9 protein-coding genes are annotated in these 19,692 nt (G+C 72.4%); 1 reads left to right on the top strand and 8 read right to left on the bottom strand.

Annotated features, from left to right (window positions below):
- Positions 1–133 precede the first annotated feature (133 nt).
- Both ACFYZS_RS31565 and ACFYZS_RS31560 read right to left on the bottom strand, forming a co-directional pair.
- A complete protein-coding gene (locus ACFYZS_RS31565; protein WP_389020001.1) occupies positions 134–652 on the bottom strand; it encodes a hypothetical protein in 519 nt (172 codons plus the stop codon).
- Positions 649–6,648, bottom strand: a complete 6,000-nt coding sequence (locus ACFYZS_RS31560) for an RHS repeat domain-containing protein (protein WP_389019998.1) — start codon at positions 6,646–6,648, stop codon at positions 649–651. Before ACFYZS_RS31560 ends, ACFYZS_RS31565 begins: the two co-directional genes overlap by 4 nt.
- A gap of 799 nt (positions 6,649–7,447) precedes the next feature.
- Here ACFYZS_RS31560 and ACFYZS_RS31555 point away from each other — a divergent pair.
- Complete coding sequence (locus ACFYZS_RS31555; RefSeq protein WP_389019995.1) at positions 7,448–11,371, top strand: ricin-type beta-trefoil lectin domain protein; 3,924 nt, start codon at positions 7,448–7,450, stop codon at positions 11,369–11,371.
- Positions 11,372–11,459: 88 nt separating this feature from the next.
- Here the strand turns inward: ACFYZS_RS31555 and ACFYZS_RS31550 are convergent, their stop codons facing one another.
- From ACFYZS_RS31550 to ACFYZS_RS31525, 6 genes are all read right to left on the bottom strand, one after another.
- On the bottom strand, positions 11,460–12,413 hold the full coding sequence (locus tag ACFYZS_RS31550) for a hypothetical protein (protein ID WP_389019992.1): 954 nt from the start codon (positions 12,411–12,413) through the stop codon (positions 11,460–11,462).
- Positions 12,410–12,748: a PadR family transcriptional regulator gene (locus ACFYZS_RS31545; protein WP_389019989.1), complete on the bottom strand. Its 339-nt coding sequence runs from the start codon at positions 12,746–12,748 to the stop codon at positions 12,410–12,412. The genes ACFYZS_RS31550 and ACFYZS_RS31545 overlap by 4 nt, the downstream gene beginning before the upstream one ends.
- A 68-nt stretch (positions 12,749–12,816) precedes the next feature.
- Positions 12,817–13,506 carry a formyltransferase family protein gene (locus tag ACFYZS_RS31540; protein WP_389019986.1) on the bottom strand — a complete coding sequence of 230 codons (690 nt, stop codon included), beginning with the start codon at positions 13,504–13,506 and terminating at the stop codon, positions 12,817–12,819.
- Complete coding sequence (locus ACFYZS_RS31535) at positions 13,503–16,652, bottom strand: amino acid adenylation domain-containing protein (protein WP_389019983.1); 3,150 nt, start codon at positions 16,650–16,652, stop codon at positions 13,503–13,505. The genes ACFYZS_RS31540 and ACFYZS_RS31535 overlap by 4 nt, the downstream gene beginning before the upstream one ends.
- Positions 16,649–17,722 carry an NAD-dependent epimerase/dehydratase family protein gene (locus ACFYZS_RS31530; protein WP_389019980.1) on the bottom strand — a complete coding sequence of 358 codons (1,074 nt, stop codon included), beginning with the start codon at positions 17,720–17,722 and terminating at the stop codon, positions 16,649–16,651. Before ACFYZS_RS31530 ends, ACFYZS_RS31535 begins: the two co-directional genes overlap by 4 nt.
- Positions 17,719–19,683, bottom strand: a complete 1,965-nt coding sequence (locus ACFYZS_RS31525; RefSeq protein ID WP_389019977.1) for a fatty acid CoA ligase family protein — start codon at positions 19,681–19,683, stop codon at positions 17,719–17,721. The genes ACFYZS_RS31530 and ACFYZS_RS31525 overlap by 4 nt, the downstream gene beginning before the upstream one ends.
- Between the last annotated feature and the right edge of the window lie 9 nt (positions 19,684–19,692).

Here is a 19,692-nt window from a genome sequence, read left to right as displayed (position 1 = left end):
GGCGGCATGGGGCGCGGAGGCGTACCGGTACACGGGGTGGGACGGCTCCGCCTGATCCTTTTCGGCGTCGCGGCGGGTGCCCTTGATGGGCCGGACGGCGGAGTACTCCCCTGCCGCCGTCCGGCTCAGTGGTTCAGCCGCTGGTCACGACGGGTGGCGGACCGTCCTTTCGGGACGGGTTCGAGCAGTCGAAGAGCACCTGCCCGCTCCGCTTGTCGTAGTAGAAGGACCCGAAGTAGAGGTCCTCGGTGATGTCCTTGTTGATCCGGTCGCTCATCATCCACTCGGCCCCCTCCGGCAGGAGCTTCGTGATCTCCGGAGGCACGTTCTTTGGCACGACGGGCTTGAACTCCAGAGCGGGGTTCTCCAGGTCCTTCAGCACGGCCTGGTCGTCGACCGCGTTGAGCACGCCCACGAGGCGGATGTCGTTCTGCGAGGGCAGCGACCGGGACGGCTTGTCCGGGTCGATCCCGCACCACGACGTGGACTCGAGCTGCTTGAACGACGGGAACCGCGAGGTGATCTGGTCGAGCTCGTGCCGTACTTTGCACGTGCCGGCCTCGTCACTGCCGCCCGTCGCACAGGACGACACCGTGACCGCGGTCAGCAGCGCCGCCGCGGCGGCGCCCCGGAACGACAGCCGTGCCGTCATCGCCCGCCCCCTCCCCCACCGGATACGTTCGCGCCGAGGATGTTACCCCTGGTCCAGGAGACGTCCCTGGTGGCGGTCCCGGAGGTCAGGAAGGGCTTGGCCCACCCCAGTTCGGCGAAGCGTCCGTTCTCGCTGTCCAGCGCACCGCTGCCGATGTCCTGCATGTCCTGGTTGAAGTCCCAGCGGTCCACCGCGTGGATGACGATGCGCATGGTGAACTGGTCGCCCTTCGCCGTCACCGATGCGCTTCCCCAGATCCGGTGCTCCCCGATGGCCTTCTGCCAGTTCTCCGTCTGCGGGTAGTTCGGGGTGCCGTTCTTGGCGATGCCGACGGCGTTTCCGGTCATGTCGAACGAGGACTCACCCGTGTCGCCCTGGATGGCCTCGGCCCACTTCTGCGCCCGGGCGATCTCCGTCGCGACGTCCTCGGCCACGCCCGGCTCCTCGCGGAGGGCCTTCTCGTAGTCGAACTCCATCGGGTTGCCCTTGTTCAGGCGGTAGTTCTTGTACATCGGCATGGCATCGGTCAGGTCGCGGAACCCGAACCAGCTGCCGAGATTGCCGCCCACGCCCATCATGTCCCACTTGGCCCAGGAGACGTGGTCCTGGAACGTGGGCTTGAGCTTGGGGTTGTAGGGGAAGTCGTCCTTGTACCAGACCGCCGGCGGCCGGGGCTTGCTGATGTAGTAGGAGTCGCCGACGCTCCGGGTGACCGGGTTGTAGCCGACGGACTGCTGGACCTCCGCCGAGCAGTTCGCCAGGTCGTACTCGCAGGAGTTCGGACGCGAGCCGAGCTCCGTGCCCGCCGGGTCGGTGAAGGCCAGCGGGTTGCCGTTGCCGTAGGTGTACGGGTTCAGCTGGCGCGGGTCGTCCATCACCAGCAGCGGGTCCACGCTGATGAAGCGGCCGGTGACGGGGTCGTACTCGCGCGCACCGAGGTGCGTGAGACCGGTCGCCCCGTCGCGCGTACCGCCGACGAAGCCCTTGTCACCGGTCCAGCCGGCGGCCGGGGTACCGCGGTCGGCGCCGAAGATCGTCGTCTTGCGGCGCGTGACCGTCATGACGGCGTCCGCCGTGACCTGGACGGTGCCGGTGCCGTGGTGGTCGCTGACGAGGAAGGTCAGCTTCCCGCCCGTGCGTACGGCGATCGCCTTGTCGACGGCCACGTAGTAGCGCGTACCGGTCACCGTGCCGGTCTTGCCCAGGTGCAGCTCGTTGCCTCCGGGGAGGTAGAGGGTGGTGCCGTTCGCGTCCTTGCGGACGAGCCGCGCACCGTCGCTGTCGTAGACGTAGCCGCTGACCTCGGTGCCGCCCTCGGTCACGGACTTGAGGTGCCCCTCGTCGTCCCAGTCCAGGGTCTGCGCGGGTGCCGCCCCCATCTTGCGGGTCCGGGTGTTGCCGGCCGCGTCGTAGGCGAAGGTTTCGTCGTGCGGGCTCGTGCCCGTCTGGGTGACCTTGGGCAGGTCGTGCTTGCCCGCGGTCGGTGCCGTGTACGTACGGGTGGTGTCGGCGGCCGGTCCCGAGGCGGTCTTGTGCTGCGTCTCGGTCTTGCGGTTGCCCACCGCGTCGTACGTGTACGAGGTCCAGTACGCGTCCGGACCGCCGACGACCGGAGCCGAGGGCGCCGCGGCACACTGCTCGCCGGTGTTCGTCCACGCCTCACGGATGCGCCGCAGCGCGTCCACGCCGAAGCACTGGGTGTCGGTGGTGCGGCCCGCGTCCTGGCCGTACGCCGTGGCCAGCGAGGTCACGTTGCCGGACAGGTCGTAGGTGTACTTGGTGTCCTCGATCCGCTGCGGCGCGACCTCGCGGTCGGTGTAGCTGCGGCCGAGCTCACCGGTGTGCTCGTCGAACTCGCTGGTCACCCACAGGTGCTGGCCGAAGTCCCCGTACTCCTGACGGATGTTGCGGCCGTAGTGGTCGTAGGTGTTCGCCGACATCAGCGGGTCCGTGCCGGCCCCGATGGTGTTCAGCAGCCCGGTGACCGGGGTGTAGGTGTTGGCGACCTTCTCCGACGGCAGCCCGCCGATCGCGGGGTGCTGGGACCACATCACCTGGCCGGTGTTGGGGTTGTACGAGGTGGTCCACTTGTACGTGCCGGCCAGCGCGCCCTGGCTGTCCGGAACGGTGACCTGCTGGACGACCGGCTGGTAGAGGCTGTTGTACGTGGTGATCGAGGCCTCGTACCCCTTGCCGTCCACGAACCGGGTCGACTTGGAGAGCTTGCCCTTGGCCACGGTGTCGTACTGCCAGGTCGACAGGACCGTCGAGCCCTTCTTGATCGCGGTCTTGCGGCCGAGCTCGTCGTAGTCGGTGTGCAGCGTGATCTGGCGGGCGTCGGTGGCGTCGGTGACCCGGTCGCCCGCGTCGTACACCGACTTCGACGTCCCCTTGTCGGGGTCGTCGATCTGGACCTGGCGGCCGCGCACGTCGAAGGTGTACGTCCACTTCGCGCCCGAGGCGTCGGTGAACTGGTCCATCAGCCCGCGCTTGTCGAACCGGTACAGGGTCGACTGGGAGCCCGTGCGGTCCGCGGTCGTGTACTCGGTCCGGGCCGTGGTGCGGCCCAGCGCGTCGACCACGGTGGTCGTCACCGTCCCGCCCTGCGGCGGGACCACCGTCGTGGTGTCACCCGTGTACGTGGTGGTGACCCGCTTGGTCTCGTCGCCGAACTTCTTGGAGACGACCGCGGTGGGGCGGCCGGCACCGTCGAACTCGGTGTCGGTGGAGGCCGGGTAGTTCAGCTGCTGACCGGTGACGAGCACCGGCTCGGCCGCGCCGTTGGCGTAGTAGGTGCCCGAGCTGCGCCATGCCTGGCCGCGGGTGTCGTAGAAGGTCTCGCTGACCACCCGCCCTGCGAGATCGGGAGAGGTCTCCTGGGTCTGCCGGGAGCGCAGCAGGCCGTCCTGGAAGGCGTAGCCGGTCTTGTACTGGGAATCGTGGGTGAGCGTCTTCGTGGTCACGACGACCGGGCCGTCGTTGCGGACCAGGTAGTCGTAGACGAAGTTCGGCGAATCCGGGTAGGTGACGGCGGAGCGGGTCGGGATCCAGACCTTGGCGAGCCGGCCCAGGGCGTCGTACACCGTGGTGGTGATCTTGCCGTTGGCGTCGGTCACCTTCGTCGCCTGCCCGCGCAGCGGGTCCGTGACCGTGGTGGCCGCGTGGCCCAGCGGATTGGTCACGACGATCTGCGTGGGCGCCTCGCCGGTGAGCGGCGTGTAGGCGGTGGCGGTCACCTTCCCGTACGCGTCGGCCGATGCCAGGGGGCGGCCGTACTGGTCGTAGCAGAAGGCGTTCTGCGCGGCGCCGCACGTCTTGGGCGTGGAGCCCACCACGTCGTAGCCGCTGCCCGCGCCGTTGATCCGGTCGGTCTTGGTGACCAGGCCCAGGGAGGGAGCGCCGCCGAGGTCGCCGCCGTCGTAGTAGGTGCGGACGTCGTCGATGATGTCGCCCGGGCGGGAGACGGCGGAGCCGCAGGCGACCGCGACGGTCTCGACGCGGCTGACCTTGTCGAGGATCGCGCTGCCGGCGCCGCGCGCGTAGCTCGTGGTCGTGCACTTCTCGTCGCCGGTCTTGGCCGTGTCGCCGGACGCGGACTCGGTGGCGATCATGCCGTACTCGTCGAACGTACGGCTCACCTCGGTGGTGCGGGTGCCTCCGGTGACCGTGGTGCGGGTCGACTCCTTCTCCGTGCCGGTCCGGTACGAGACCAGGTCCGGCAGGCCGGAGCGGGTGCGGGTGGCCACCGCGGCCGAGCGCACGGGAGTGTTCGAGGTCGCGGTGACGAGCTTGGCCGTGTCGTCGCCGTTGTAGGTGGCGGACTCGCGGACCATTCCCGCGAACTGCTCGCGGTCGGTCACCCCGACGCCCGCGGAGTCCAGGACCTGCTTGCCGTCGATCCCCCGGAAGAACCGGGACTCCGCGAGCGTCCGCGGATCGCTGCCGGCCCCGGTGCGGACCTGGATCCGCTCGTAGCCGCGGGCGACCGAGTACGTGCGGTCGTCGGACTTGGTGAACTCGTCCGTGCTCTTGGCCCAGGCGGCGCCGCCGAGATAGGCGTACGAGGTCACCTTGTCCGGGGACTCGGCCAGGTTGTCGCCCTCGACGACCTGGGTGACGACGTACTGGTTGAACCAGTCCTGCTTGGCCGTGGTGCCCTCGTACGCCCACTTCACCGGATAGCAGCGGGTGGTGTTGGTGCCGTCCGCGGGCGGGAGCGTGCTGCTCGTGCACTCGGGCTGGGAGTAGGTGACCCCGATGGTGCCGCCGGTCTCCGTGGTGACCTGGTAGAGCCGCAGGCGGATGAAGGGCGCGAGGCCGTCGCCGGTCTTGTCGACGCGGTTGGCCTTCTGCTCACCCGCGAAGGTCACCGGGGGCAGGGCGACCGGGGTGCCGGTCTTGCCGGTGCGCTGGAGGGACTTCAGCCACATGGGCGTGGAGATGCCGTCGCCCGAGGCGGGGAAGTCCTGGGCCAGGGCCCAGCTGTCGACGTCCTTGTAGGCGCCGCCGGTCAGCACCTTCGTGGTGATCGAGGTCAGTCGCTTGCGCGACCAGAAGGTCGGCGAGACCTGGTCCTTGCACTCGGTGGCGCCGTCCTTGCAGTACTGGTCGAACGGGACGTCCGGCCAGTTCTTGGCGTTGGTGTCGTCGAAGGTGCCGCAGCCCGTCAGGCAGCGCTCGGAGACGTCGAACTTCACCTGGCCCGCGGCCTTGCCGGTGTAGACGGCGTCGGCGCGCAGGCCGTAGTCGATGTGGTCCAGCCAGCCGCCCCGGACGTAGGACGTGACGGTGCCCTTGCCGGTGGTCTCGGAGACATTGCGGGTGTAGTTGTTCGACTCGGTGTTCCAGTAGTACGCCATGGCGTTGCCGCGCGGGTCGACGACGTAGTCGAGCTGCCAGCGCCAGGCCTGCTGGCACCAGGCGGAGGCGAACGAGGCGTTGTAGCAGGGCTCGCCCGACTGGTTGCCGAAGACCGGAGCCGTCCAGGCGGAGTTGGTCGTCGGGTCGTCGGCGGCGCTCCCGTTGTCCTTCCAGCCGGGAAGGCGGTTCAGGCCGAAGAAGTACTGGGTGCCGTCGGCCGTGGTGACCTTCCAGTGCTCACCGTCGTTGTCGCCGTTGGTCGCGCCGGTGAGCTTCTCGACCTTCTCGCCCGAGTCGGAGGCCGGGTGCCAGCCCTTGCCCGCCTCGTAGACGAGCTCGGTCGACTTGCCGCCCAGGGAGAGCGTGGCGTTGTCGTTGAACCAGCACCGGTCGCCGACCTTGGTCTTGTTGGTGCCGCCGGTCTTGTCGTCCTCGCAGGACTTGTACCGGCGCTCGATGAAGCCGGGCTCGTAGCTCCAGCCGTCGCCGATCCAGCTCGGCTGGTTGTTGGACGCGGCCGTACGGCCGTCGACCGACTGCGAGCTGTAGTCCAGCGAGACCGCCGGCTGCAGGCCGCCGGGGACGGCCGGGATCCCGATCGGGTAGGCCCAGTTGAATCCGCCCGTCGAGCCGCCCGCGCTCCACGAGCCGGAGGCCTCCAGCGAGGTCGCCTTGAAGTCGCCCGTCGGCCCGGCCGCCGCGGCGTCCGCCGCCAGCACGGTGGCTCCGCCGACGCCCACGGGGGCGGACAGCTTCCCCGTGCGTACGTCGTTCTTCGTCTCCAGCGGCTTGCGCACGCGGCACGCGGCGTCGTCCGGAGTGGTCAGCGCGCACGCCGGCATCTCCACCAGCCGCAGCCGTGCGGCCCAGTCACCGCCGTAGGCGCCGCGGAAGGCCGTGTAGTCGACCTCCACCGTGACCGGGCCGGGCCCGGTCACCCCGTCCGTTCGTCCCACCTGCAGGATCAGGCCGTCGACGCCTGCCTTGCGTGCGGCGTCGCGCCCCGCGACGGAGACCTTCACCTTCGCCGGGGCGGCCTGCGCGCCGGCGGCGGGGGCGATCGCGACGGGCAGTTTGCCCGCACGGCGCAGAGCCGGGGCCGATGCCTTGGCGTCGTTCGCCGCGCCCAGGTCCACCTGTGCGGAACCCGCCGCGGGCCAGGTGACCTTCGGCGCGCCCTTCCACGCGTTCCGGGCGGCGGCGTCCGGCTTTTTGACTCCGCCCGCGGCGACCTTTGCGACCGGAACGGCCTTCGGTTGTTTCAGGCCAAAAAGCGGAACTCGTCCATCCAAATCCACCGTCGCAGCCGCACTCGGCAGCAACCCCAATATGACGGCGGCGGCCAGAAAGGCCGCCGACCCCCTTGCTCGGAACTTCACACTCACCCATTCCATGAGGACGGTCAAAACAACGCCGCAGGCTAACAGTTGAGCGGCACCCCCCTCGGGGACATTCACGGCCCGCCGCCTTGTACACAACACCCGAAATCGAATGGAACGGACATCGCAAAACCGCGCGCCCAGACCCTCCCGGGAAAGCGCGCAAGGGTGGCACCGTTCGCGATCATGAAGGAACGAATGAGGCTGGTGACAGGGGGTCCGGCGCGCGACGGAGAGCGGCGAAAGATTCACCGTAGAGCTCTGACCTCAGGAAATCAGCAGGATTAATGAACGGAAAGGGAGAAGGCCGCAATACCCCGGAAGGCCTCGAAGTCACTTCCGCACAGCATCGCTCCACCTGGCGCACGCCCCCGTGGAGGACGTGCGCCAGGTATAGTCACACCGCTCATTAGGGAGGGGAAATAAAGTGCAGAACATATGGCACAGACGGGCAATACCCGTCATCCTGACAATCGGAATGACGGCCTCCGCGATAGTCGCCCTGCCGTCGTCCGCCGCCGTTGCGGCATCGGCGGATCCGGTCGCGGACGGTTCATTGAGCGAAGAGGACTTCGCTCTGCAGAAGGCGAAGGAGACCGGGCAGCCGTACGAGCTGGTTTCGGCCAGGACGGAGTCCTCGGACACCTGGGCGACGCCGGCCGGCAAGTGGTCGGTCAAGCGCTACGGGACCCCCGTGCGGGTGCTGCGCGGCGGGGCGTGGGTGGCGACGGATCCCACGCTGGTGTTCGGGAGCGACGGGATGGTCGTCTCGAAGGCGGCCACCGTGTCGGTGTCCTTCTCGGGCGGCGGCAGCGGTCCGCTGCTGACGGGCGTGAAGGACGGCCGGACGCTGTCCCTGTCCTGGCCGAAGGCGCTGCCGAAGCCGACGCTGGCGGCGAACGTGGCGACGTACGCCAACGTGCTTCCCGATGTGGACCTCCAGGTGAAGGCCGAGATCGAGGGCTTCTCCCAGCTGCTGGTCGTCAAGACCGCCGCCGCGGCGAAGAATCCCGAGCTCGCCGCCCTGAAGTTCAAGGTCGACACGGTGGGGCTGAACGTGAGCACCCACGCGGCCACCGGCTCCCTCACGGCGGTGGACCCGGCCGGGCAGACCGTGTTCACGAGCCCGTCCCCGCTGATGTGGGACTCGACCACGACGGCGGCGCCCGCGGGCGCGCAGAGCGCCGCGGCGTCGAAGTTCGCGAGCGCGAGTACGGGTGCGGGTGCGAGCGCGGCGGAGACGCCCGCGCCCTCCGACCCGTTCACCCCGCCCGCAGGGGCGAAGGACGCCCAGATGCCGACGACGGTGGCCAACGGCACCCTGGAGATCAAGCCGGACCAGGCGCTGCTCACCGGGGAGCAGACCAAGTACCCCGTCTTCATCGACCCCTCGTGGGCGTGGGGTGAGCGGCAGAACTGGACCCGCGTCTACAAGAAGTACCCGAACACCTCGTACTGGAACACCAAGGACGACGTCCGCGTCGGCTACGAGGCCCAGACCAACGGACTCTCCCGCTCCTTCTTCCAGTTCGACACGTCCAACATCAAGGGCGCGCAGGTCAACAAGTCGACCCTGCGCGTGCGCAACACCTGGTCCTGGTCCTGCCAGGCGCGCCCGGTCGAGCTGTGGACCCTCAACGGGGGCATCTCCTCCGGGACCACCTGGAACAACCAGCCCGGCAAGGGCACCAAGCTGGCGACCGTCAACGAGTCCAAGGGCTGGAGCAGTGACTGCGCCGCCGGGAACCTGGAGTTCGACACGACGGGTCTGGCCAGGCAGGCCGCGGCCGGCAACTGGTCCAGCGTCACCGTCGGCCTCTACGCCGGCAACGAGTCGGACACCTTCGGCTGGAAGCGCTTCGACCCGAAGACGCTGACGGTCGAGACCGAGTTCAACAACCCGCCCGGCACGCCGACCGGTCTGGGTACCAACCCGTCGACCGCGTGCACCGAGGGCGGCACGATCGGCAACACGCGGGTCAGCCTCTACGGCCGGGTCGACGACCCGGACGGCGGCAACCTCGCCGCCGAGTTCCAGCTCTTCAAGGCCGGCCAGAGCACCCCGACCGCGACCCAGTCGATCCCGGCCAACAGGGGCCAGGTCGCGACCTGGGCCGTCCCCGACGCGAGCCTGCCGTCCGGCGACTACACGTGGAAGGTCCGCGCCAAGGACCAGGACAACGCGTACTCCGGCTGGTCGGCCACCTGCAAGTTCTCCGTCGATCGCGACCGCCCCGGCAAGCCGCCGGTGATCAGCTCCGTGCAGTTCCCGGACGGCAAGGCCGGCTGGCCGGCCACCACCGGCAAGGCCCGCACCCCGGGCAGCTTCACCTTCGGCGCCAACGGGGTGGCCGACGCCAAGGAGATCCTCTACTACACGGACTCCGAGCCGGGCCCGCGCTCCGTCGCCCCCGGTGGGACCGTGAGCCTCACGCCGCCCGGCTCCGGCCCCCGCTTCGTCTACGCGTACACCGTGGACAAGGCGGGCAACCGCTCCGACACCGCCACCTACCTCTACTACGCGAACCGTTCCACGCAGCGGGACGGGTCCGGCGACCTGAACGGTGACGGCAACCCGGACATCTGGACCGTCGACAGCCAGGGCTCGCTCCTCACGTACGCGGGCCAGGGCAACGGCAAGTTCTCCGCCGCCACCAACGGCGGGCGCACCTTCCAGGGCGCCCAGATCCAGCCGAGCGGCGACTGGGGCACCGACGGGTACAACGACCTGATCGCCCTCCAGTACAACGAGGCGGACAAGAAGAACAAGCTGCTGGTCTACCCGAACAGCGGACGGGGCGTCATCGACAACAGCCCCATCGCCCTGTCGGTCTCCTGCCCCGTCAAGGACCCCGACGCGGGCTGCGACTACGGCGACGACTGGAACGGCGACGACCACTGGTACAACGCCGAACAGATCACCGCCGGCGGTGACATCGACGGTGACGGTGTGCCCGACCTGCTGGTCAAGCAGGGCAAGCAGCTGTGGGCGTACTACGGCAACCGCGCCGGTCACACCCTCGACAGCATCGAGAAGCCCCCGGTGCTGGTGGGCAACGGCGACTGGGACAAGTTCACCGTCGTGGCCCCCGGCGACCTCAACGGTGACGGCCTCGCCGACCTGTGGATGCGCGACAACGCCGGCGGTGATCTGTTCCGCGCGTACGGAAGCAAGGGCGCCAACGGCAGGCTCGACCCCGCCACCTGGGGCAACGCGGCCGGCCGGGTGAAGATCGCCTCCGGCCTCGGCCAGGCCGTCTACCCGTCCATCGGCTCCGTCGGCGACGTCACCGGCGACAAGCTGCCCGACCTGTGGGTCTCCAACACCAACCGCCAGCTGGCGATCCTCGCCGGCACCGGCACCGCGAGCCCGCTCGACGTCACCGGCATCAGCCAGACCCCCGCCTTCTTCGGCAACCTCAACTCGCCGACGGCCCAGTGGAAGCTGACCGGCCAGAGCGGCAACACCACCCCGAGCGCCGTCGGCAACCACCCGGCGACCGTGTCGGGCATCACCTGGCCGTCGGCCACCATCGGCGGACGCAGCACCCCGTACGCGGCGTTCAACGGCACCCAGTCGTCGTTGGCCACGAGCGGCCCGGTGATCGACACCCGCAAGAGCTTCACCATCAGCACCTGGGCCAAGGTCGGCCCCAAGGGAGGGATGGTCGCCACTCAGGACAACACGCGCAGCAGCGCCTTCATGCTCTACGCGGACGCCTACTACAACCACTGGTCCTTCGGCATGTCCCGGGGCGACACGGACGGCTACGCGTACGACTACGCCGACTGGGCCGCTGACGTGCCGTTCGTCCCCGACGTGTGGACCAACCTGACCGCCGTCTACAACGCCGACACCGGGCTGATGAGCCTGTACGTGAACGGGGCGCTCGCGCGGTCCGGAATCCACAGTGCGGCCACCAGCCCGGCCCCCAGCGGCGGGCTCGTCTCCGGCAGGTTCAAGGCCAACGGGCAGCCCGACTACTTCGGCGGCTTCATCGGCGGCGTCAGCAACCTCGCCGTCTACCCGTACGCCGCGGACCTCACCGTCCCCGGCGCGTCCGGCCCCATCTCGCTGACCTCCTCACCGGCGAACTGCGTCGACAACGACTTCGGCCGCACCATCGACGGTGGCAAGATCCAGATCTGGGGCTGCCACGGTGGCGAGAACCAGAAGTACGAGATCAGGGCCGACGGAAGCGTCCGAGTCCAGGGCAAGTGCCTCGACGCCACCCAGGCCGCCACGGCGGCGGGCACCCGGATCCAGCTGTGGCCTTGCCTCGGCCAGGGGAACCAGCAGTTCCTCCCCCTCGCCGACGGACGGATGTTCAACCCCTACTCGGGCCGGTGCCTCGACCTGGATCACGCGAACACCACGCCCGGTGTCCAGCTCCAGCTCTGGGACTGCAACACCTCCGACGCGCAGCGCTGGACCGTACCCGCCCTGACCACCGCCCCGCTGCCGGTTCCCCTCTGGTAGCCGGCACGACCGACTGAACCCCCGACGCCCGGCCAGGGAACTCCTTCCCCGGCCGGGCGTCTGCTGTTCGGGAGGTCGGGGCGGCGGCTCAGGCGGCGCGGCTCTGGCGGCGTTGCGCGGTGAGGGCCAGGAGGGGGATCGGCACGATCAGGCAGAGCAGGACGACGTGGCCCGGCAGGGATCCCACGAGGTCGTCCGGCCGGCTGACGATCGTCGCGCCGCGGACGATCGTGTACGCGACGACCGGGACGAGCCACCGGTGGTCGCCGGTGGCCGCCGTCACCACCCACGCGGCGGCCAGCGCGGCGACCTCGACGGCGAACTGGACCCGCTGGAAGTTCGGATCACCCGAGGTGACGTGCAGGGCGCCGGCCACGAACAGGGCGGCCGCCACCGGGACGAGCCAGCCGTACGAGCGGCGCCGCAGCGTGCCCGGGCGGTAGGCCGCCAGTACCGCGCAGGTGAGGAACAGGGTCCCCGAGAGCACCAGGTCGTGGGCGCGCAGCGGGGCGCCCAGCCCGTAGTAGCCGACGCCCACCACGCCTTCGTCACCGAAGAAGGTCGTGCCGGCGATCCCGGAGCCGACCACGGGCATCGCCGCCGAGGCCGGCAGGGCGATCCACCGCTTGCCGCGCACCAGGGCGACCAGGCAGATCAGCGGGAGCAGGCCGTAGGGCAGGAACCGCGTCCGGGTTCCGGGACCCCGGGTCCAGGGGAACCAGCCCGGGTCCTCGAAGCCGACGGTGTGGCCGCCGGGCTCGAAGTTCAGGGCCCAGTGCCACACGTCCTGCAGGTACGGCACCAGCGCCAGGGCGGCGAGGACGAGGGCGGTGAGGTGGAAGCCGTCCAGCCACCACGGCCGGGACGTGTCCTCGCAGGCGGCGCGGGCACGGGCCTGGACTCCTGCGCTCAGCAGTGCGGCGATTTCCCGCGGCGGCGGCCAGGAGCGGCCCGGGTAGGCCTCGGCCAGGCAGCCCAGCACCTCCTGCCCCTGCCGGGTCCGGTACTCCTTGGGGTAGGCGGCGAGCAGGATGCGGTTCATGCCTGCACCGCCCTGAAGGTGGGACGGCCGATGACGACGGCCGCCGCCCGCTGCATGCGCAGGGCTTCCTGCCGCAGGACGCCGTCGCCGTCCTCGGTGAGCCGGTAGTAGCGCCGTGCCCGGCCGTCGACGATCTCCTCGTGATCGGCCGCGACCCACCCGGACCGTTCCATCCGGTCCAGTGCGCCGTAGAGGGTGCCGACGGCGAGCTTGACCCGTCCCTCCGTGGTCTGACCGGCGGCCTTGATGATGCCGTAGCCGTGCAGGGGGCCGTCCTGGAGGGCCGCCAAAATGAAGTACTGCGACTCCGTCAGAGACGGTGATCGTTTCGTCATGCCCGCGAGGATATATCGGCCATCGATATATGCGGACGGCGGGGTCCTCGCACGCGGCGCCCGACACCTCAGGGCGTCTGCGGGGCTGTCGCCGCGGCCAGTTCGGGGGCGTGCGCGGCGAAGGGGCCGAGGTCCGTGGCGCGGGCGTAGGCCGGGTGGTCGCGGAGGGCCGCCAGGCGGGCCAGGGTGCGGGTGCCGTGGTACGCCGACGGGCCCGCGGGGGCGGGCGGTGGCGGGAGGGGGGCGCCCGCGGCGACCGCCGGCAGGGTTTCCTCGAACAGGGCCTGGCAGGCGCGGACGCCGTGGAGCATCACCTGGAAGTGGCGGGCGTCGGGGGCGATCGGGAACCGGCGTACGGCCAGGACTCGGCCGGTGTCGATGCCCGCGTCGACCTCGTGCAGGGTGGCGCCGTACTCGTGCTCCGCGTTCAGCAGGGCGAAGAGGACGGCCACGGAGGGCAGTCCGCGGTGGCGGGGCAGCAGGCCGTTGTGGACGTTGAGGATGCGCAGGCCCCGGGAGAGGAGCGGCGTGCGGAAGATGCGGCGGTTGTTGAGGGACCAGACGATGCCGTCGGTGCAGGTGCGCGCCAGGGCGTCGGCATGGGCGTTGATGTCGGCGGGGGCGGGGAGGCGCAGGTGCGGGGCGGCGCCCGTCGCGTCCTGCGGGTCCGCGGAGCAGACGAGGTCCACGGGGTGGCCCTGCGCCGCGGCGTGCGCGACGGCCCGGCGCAGGAGTGCGCCGTCTCCGACGAAGATCATGCGGGGAGTTCCTCTCGGGCGGCGGCCAGGTGGGCGCAGACCTGCGCGAGCGTCAGGTTCCCCACCAGGCGGTCGAGGCCGGCCATGAAGCGGCGGCCCTGGGCGGGTTCCAGGAGGTCTTCGGAGACGGCGGTGAGCATCTCCACCAGGGCGAGGGAGTCCCCGCCCAGGGCCTGGAAGTCGGACTCCGCGGTCAGCCGGCCGGGCTCGACGGCGAGGATGGCGGACCAGTGGGCGGCCACCCGCGCCAACAGGGTGGTGGCGGCGGCCGGTTCCGCCGCGTCGCGGGTGGCGCCGAAGGGGTCGGGCAGGGCGTCCGGGTCGGCCTTGCCGGCGACCGTGCTGGGGATGGCGTCCACCGCGATGACGTGGGCCGGGACCATGGCGGCGGGCAGCAGCGCGGTGAGCGCGGAGCGGAGGGCGGCGGGGAGTTCCGGGTCGCCGCCGGGGCCGCCCGGGCGGGGGACGACGTACGCGCACAGGACCGGCGCGCCGGTGTGCGGGCGGCGGCGGACGGCGACGACGGCGCGGCTCACCTCGGGCCGGGACTCGAGCGCGGCGACGATCTCCGCGGGCTCGATGCGGTGCCCGGCGATCTTGAGCCGGCCGTCGATGCGCCCGGCGAACTCGACGGCCCCGCCGGGCAGTCGCCGGCCGAGGTCGCCCGTGCGGTAGCTGCGGGTGCCGTCCGGGTGCTCGGTGAACGGGGAGGGGCGGCCGTCCGGCGGGCCGAGGTAGCCGCGGGCCACCTGGGGGCCGCTGACGACGATCTCCCCCGTACGGCCGCTGTCCTCGGCCCCGGTGCCGATGCGCTCGCCGTCCTCGGCGACGAGGTCGACGCGGGCGTGGGGGCCGGGGGTGCCGATGGGGAGGGTGGCGCCGGCGGTGGGCCGCGCGTCGTCCACGACGTGGGCGAGGCAGGCGACGGTCGCCTCGGTGGGGCCGTAGCCGTTGATGATGCGGCAGTCGCGGCCGAAGGCGGTACGGGCGGTGCGGACGGCGGCCGGGGTCAGCGGTTCGCCGCCGAGCAGCAGGGTGCGCACGTCGCCCTGGTCGGGCAGGAGGGGCAGGTGGGAGGGGGTGAGGGCGAGGGTGTCGGCGCGGTGGTCGGTGACGAGCCGGCGCAGGCCGGCGCGCGAGGGGGCGTCGGGCGCGAGGACGACCGTGCCGCCGGCCGGGAGGGCGAGGAAGAGGGGGAAGCAGGAGATGTCGAAGCCGTAGGAGGAGGCGAAGCCGAAGCGGGTCCGGGCGTCCACGCGGCAGACCTCCGTCATCCAGTGGACGAAGCCCGCGAGGGCTCGGTGTTCGATCTGCACGCCCTTGGGACGGCCGGTGGAGCCGGAGGTGTGGATGACGTACGCGAGGTCCTCGGGCGCGGGCGCCGGGGGTACGGGCAGGGGCGCCGCGGCGGTGACGAGGTCCTCGGCGAGCAGGAGCGGGCAGGGAGCGAGCGCGGCGAGGGGCCCGGCGAGGTGGCGCTGGGTCAGGCAGAGCCGGACGGCGCAGGAGCGGAGGATCTCCGCGGTCCGCGCGGCGGGGTGGGCGGGGTCCAGCGGCACGTAGGCGGCACCCGCCTTGAGGATCCCCCACAGGGCGCAGATCCCGGCCGGGGTGCGGTCGACGACCAGGGCGACGAGGTCCTCGCGTCCGATGCCGCGGCCCAGCAGCGCGGCGGCCACGGCGTCGGAGCGGCGGTCCAGTTCGGCGTACGTGACCACCCCGGCGGGCCCGTCGAGCGCGGGCGCCCCGGGCGTACGGGCGGCCTGCGCGCGCAGCAGTTCCACGACGGTGGCGGAGGGCTCCGGCCGGGACCGCGGCACGGGCGCGGGCACCGGCACCGGCGCGGGCATTGGCGCGGGCGCGGGCATTGGCGCGGGCATTGGCGCGGGCATTGGCGCGGGCGCGGGCGGTGGGGCCGGGGCGGCCGGGGCCCGATCGGGGGCCGGGAGGCGGGTCAGGACCTCGTCCAGGAGGCGGGCGGCGCGTTCGGCCAGGCCGGGGCCCCCGCGGACGCCCAGCGTGAGCTCCGTGGCGGTGTCCGTCTCGGTGGCGACCATCGAGACGGGGACCAGCGGGGCGTGGACCGGCAGCGCGTACAGGGTCCTCGCGGTGAAGCCCCCGCCGGAGAACTCGGCCGGATCCAGGCGCCCCAGGTGGGAGATGACAGCCGACGCGAGGTGGCGGTCGGCCCGTACGGTGGCGGCCTGGGCCGCCCGCAGGAGCAGCCGGCCCGCCGCCGGCGGCAGCGGGAGGAGCGCCGATTCGAAGCCCTCGGCGAGCTCCCGGTTCTCGGCGAGGGACCGGAGCAGGGTGCCGTGTGCCGCCGTCCACTCCTGTCCGGGGCTCAGGTCCAGGAAGAGCGGCAGGGTGAGGTTGCCGGTCGAGGCGATGCCGGGACGGTGGCGCCGCAGGTCGACCGGGATCATGACCCGGGTGCCGCCGCGGCCCGTCGCGGCGCCGGCCGGCGCCGCGCTGTCCGCCAGGGCCTGGGCCAGGCGCGCCGTGAGGGCCGGGTGGCGGGTGGGGAGGGTTCGGCGGAGCCAGAGGGTCCGTTCGGGGCCCGGGGCCGGGGGGCCCAGCGGGGACGGGCGGTCGGGGGTGAGGGACGGGCGCCGGGCGGTGGCGCCCAGGCGGCGCAGCAGGCCGCGATCGGTGTCCGGGGCGAGGGCGGGGCGGCCGGGCTCCCCGCGCAGGGCCCGGAAGACCTCCCGTACCCAGGTCAGGGCGCCGTGACCGTCCATCAGGGCGTGCGGGGCGCTGAACACCAGCGTCGCGGTGTCCGCGGGGGCGCCGGGGATGACCAGGACCTCGCAGCCGGGCGGGTCGTTGCGGTGCGAGCCGCCGGTGAGGAGCGCCGCCGTGGCCGGGTCCGACACGTCGATGCCGCCGGCGGCGGGAGCCGCGTACCGGATCTCGGGCAGCGGGCCGGCGGCCGTCCAGACGGGCCCGCGCCGTACCAGGCGGGAGCCCGGGCAGGTCTCGGCGGCCCGGGCGACCGCGGCCCGCAGGGCGGCCGGTCCGGGAGCGGTGCGCCCTTCGACGACGATGCGCAGGGCCATCGCGCCGCGTGCGTGCCCGGCGGCCAGGTAGAGGTGTTCCGTGGGTGATACCGGGCGCCGGTAGGCGGCCGGCCGAGGGGGTGTCATCGGCGCGTGCTTCCTTGGTCGGGGCGGGTGCGGCCCGGCTGCGTCCAGGCCTCGACGCCGCCGTTGGCGTGGATCCAGCGGAGCAGCCCGCTCACGCCGTCCTCCCGGGTGCGCGGCGGGTCGTAGCCGAGGTCGCGGCGGGCGGCGCCCGTGTCGTAGGTGGTGGAGCGGGTGAGGAGGGCCGTCGTGTAGCGGCTCAGCGGCGGGCCCGTGGCGGCCGAGGGGCGCAGGAGCCATGCCGTCTCCACGGCCCTGGACAGGGCCCGGGTGGCCGTGATCGGGATGCGGGGGTGCGGCGGGGGGCAGCCGAGGAGGGCGCCCACGCCGGCGAGGAAGGCCCAGAGGTCCGTTTCCTCGCGGTCGGCGATGAAGTACGCCTTGCCGCCGATGCGTTCGGCGGGGACCGCGGCCGCGCGCAGGCAGGCGTCGACGGCGTTGTCGACGTGGCACAGCGAGACCCGTACCCGTTTGCCGCCGGACAGGTCCGGCAGCCGGCCCGCCCGCATCGAGGCGATCATGCGGGGCAGGAAGCCGGCGTGGTCGCGCGGGCCCCAGATGCCGCGCGGGCGCAGTGCGCAGGTGGTGAAGTCCGGTGCGTTCGCGGCCAGTACGTACTGCTCGGCGGCGGCCTTCGTCGCGCAGTAGTGGTTGAAGAACCGGGCGGGGTAGGGGGTGCTCTCGTCGATCCCGAGCCGGTCGCCCTCGCGCAGGTGCATCAGCGCGCTCGGGCTGCCGACGAAGACGAAGCGGGTGGCGCCGGCCGCGCGGGCCGCCGCCAGCAGCCGCTGCGTGCCGGTGACGTTGGCCTCCTCGAACTGGGCGCGGCTGCCGTGGTCGACGACGCGGGCGGCGCTGTGCAGCACGGTGTCGCAGCCGATGGCCGCGCGGGCCAGCGAGGCGGTGTCGGCGAGGTCGCCGGGGACGAGGTCGATGCCCGGTCCCAGGGCGCTCAGGCGGGCGGTGTCGCTGCCCGGCCGCACCAGGGCGCGGACCCGGTGGCCGTCGCGCAGGCAGGCCTCGGCGAGGTGGCCGCCGAGGAAGCCGGTGGCCCCGGTGATCAGGATGTTCACAGGGCCCGCCACCAGGTCGCGCCGTAGAGCATGGTCCGTGCGGCGGTGGCCGCGGCGCCGTGGCCCGCGGCCCTGCCCCGGGGCAGGGCGAGGGGGATCTGCGCCGCGTGCACCGGGAGGCTCAGGAAGGCGTCGGCCCACCAGAGCCAGCGCAGCACGGGCAGGTCGGGGACCTCCGCGACGGCCGCCCACAGGGCGCCGCCGAGGAGGTACGCCCAGCCGGCGAGCGGTACGAGGCGGGCCGCGCGGGCCCGGGAGAAGGAGGGCGGGGGCGGGGCGAGGCGGCGTTCGGCCCAGCGGGCCAGCTGCTCGCGGCCGATCTTGGCGTTGTGGCGGATGTCGACGGGGAAGGCGGGGTGGTGCAGGAACTCCTCCAGCCCCCGGGTGGGTGCGTGTTCGGCGGCGAGGGCGCGCAGTTCGGCGACCAGCTCCCGCCAGGCGGGGCTGCCGGCCGGGACGGCGGTCTCCACGCAGACGACGGGGCGCTGGGCGCCGGCCGCGCCTATGCCGACGAGGGCGGTGCGGCGCACCAGCGGATGGGCGTTGAAGACGCCCTCGCAGCGCACCGTGTGCAGGTCCCGGCCGGCGGCGCGCACCCGTTGGGAGGTGCGGCCGCAGAACCAGAGCCGGCCGCGGTCGTCGAGGTATCCGAGGTCGCCGGTGCGGTGCCAGGTGAGCGCGGTGCCGTCGGGCCGGGTCTCGTACACCTTGTGCAGGGCGTCGGTGCGGGGCGCGTCGTGGTAGCGGGGGCTGACGGACTCGCCCTCGACGAGTATCTCGCCGACGCCGCCGGCGGGCAGGGCGGTGTCGGCGTACAGGCGGGCGCGCGGGCCGTCGGTGACGGGGACGATGCGGACGCGGGTGCCGGGGACGGGGCGGCCGATGCAGGTGCCGGCTCCGCGGGCGCTGCCCGCGGAGGTCTCGCCGAGGACCTCCGCGGATTCGATCGAGGTGATCGGCAGGACCTCGGTGGCCCCGTAGGTGACGTGGACGGAGGCCTTCTCGTCGAGGACGGTGCGCAGGGCGGATACGACGGAGTCGGGGACGGGCGCGCCGCCGGAGACGACGCAGCGCAGGTCGGGCAGGGTGCGGCCCAGCGTGGTGAGGTGGTCGGCGAGGTTCCGCAGGAGGGCGGGCGAGGCGAACATGGTGGTCGCGCCGAATCGTTCCAGCGCGTCCACGAGCAGGGCCGGGTCGGCCTGGGCCACCTTGGCCGGGGCGAGCGGGGCCAGGACGGTGGTGGAGCCGTAGACGAGGTCGAGGATGCCGTAGAAGGGCAGGGTCACCAGTGACGTGTCGTCGCGGGTGCGGCCGTGGGCGGCCTCGATCTGGCGGGCGATGGAGAGCGCCATGCGGTGGGTGTACTCGACTCCCTTGGCGGGTCCGGTGCTTCCGGTGGTGAACCCGATCATCAGGAGGTCGTCGCCGCCCACGTCGGCGGCCGGTGTCCTCGGTCCGCCGGCGGTGCGCAGGGCGGCGAGGGTGTGGCCGCCCCGGAGCCGGCGGCGGCCCAGGGTGACGGGGATGCGTACGCGGCCGAAGGTGCGCCGGCCGAGGACCCGTACGAGGTGGGCGAGGGGCGGTCCGATGAACGCCTCGGCGCCGACGGCGCGGTAGCAGTGGAGCATCCGGCGCACGCCCATGCCCGGGTCGACGACGACGGGGACGGCGCCGAGCCGGAAGAGCGCGAAGGCGAGGGCGAAGAGTTCCGGGCCGGGCGGTGCCACCAGTACGGTCTTGGTCCCGCGGGTGATCCCGGCGCGGGCGAGTCCGTGGGCGATCTCCTCGACCGTGTCCTGCAACTCCCCGTAGGTGACCTCGTGGTAGCGCGGGCGGCCGCCGGGCCCCCGGCCACCGGGGTGGATGACGGCCGGCTTGTGCGGGAAGGCGGCGGCGTTGCGCGCCAGGCGGTCGGCCAGGCCGGCGGCGGTCGCGGAAGGGGGAACGGTGCTCGTGGTCATGGCGCCGCG

The organism is Streptomyces sp. NPDC001903 (genome assembly GCF_042891345.1).
Classification (GTDB): Bacteria; Actinomycetota; Actinomycetes; order Streptomycetales; family Streptomycetaceae; genus Streptomyces.
This window is presented reverse-complemented; position numbering and strand designations above follow the sequence as displayed.

Coding starts and splice junctions, on each gene's coding strand:
- ACFYZS_RS31545 (WP_389019989.1), bottom strand. CDS start 12,748: ATGACGAAACGATCACCGTCTCTGACGGAGTCGCAGTACTTCATTTTG.
- ACFYZS_RS31550 (WP_389019992.1), bottom strand. CDS start 12,413: ATGAACCGCATCCTGCTCGCCGCCTACCCCAAGGAGTACCGGACCCGG.
- ACFYZS_RS31540 (WP_389019986.1), bottom strand. CDS start 13,506: ATGATCTTCGTCGGAGACGGCGCACTCCTGCGCCGGGCCGTCGCGCAC.
- ACFYZS_RS31525 (WP_389019977.1), bottom strand. CDS start 19,683: ATGACCACGAGCACCGTTCCCCCTTCCGCGACCGCCGCCGGCCTGGCC.
- ACFYZS_RS31565 (WP_389020001.1), bottom strand. CDS start 652: ATGACGGCACGGCTGTCGTTCCGGGGCGCCGCCGCGGCGGCGCTGCTG.
- ACFYZS_RS31535 (WP_389019983.1), bottom strand. CDS start 16,652: ATGACACCCCCTCGGCCGGCCGCCTACCGGCGCCCGGTATCACCCACG.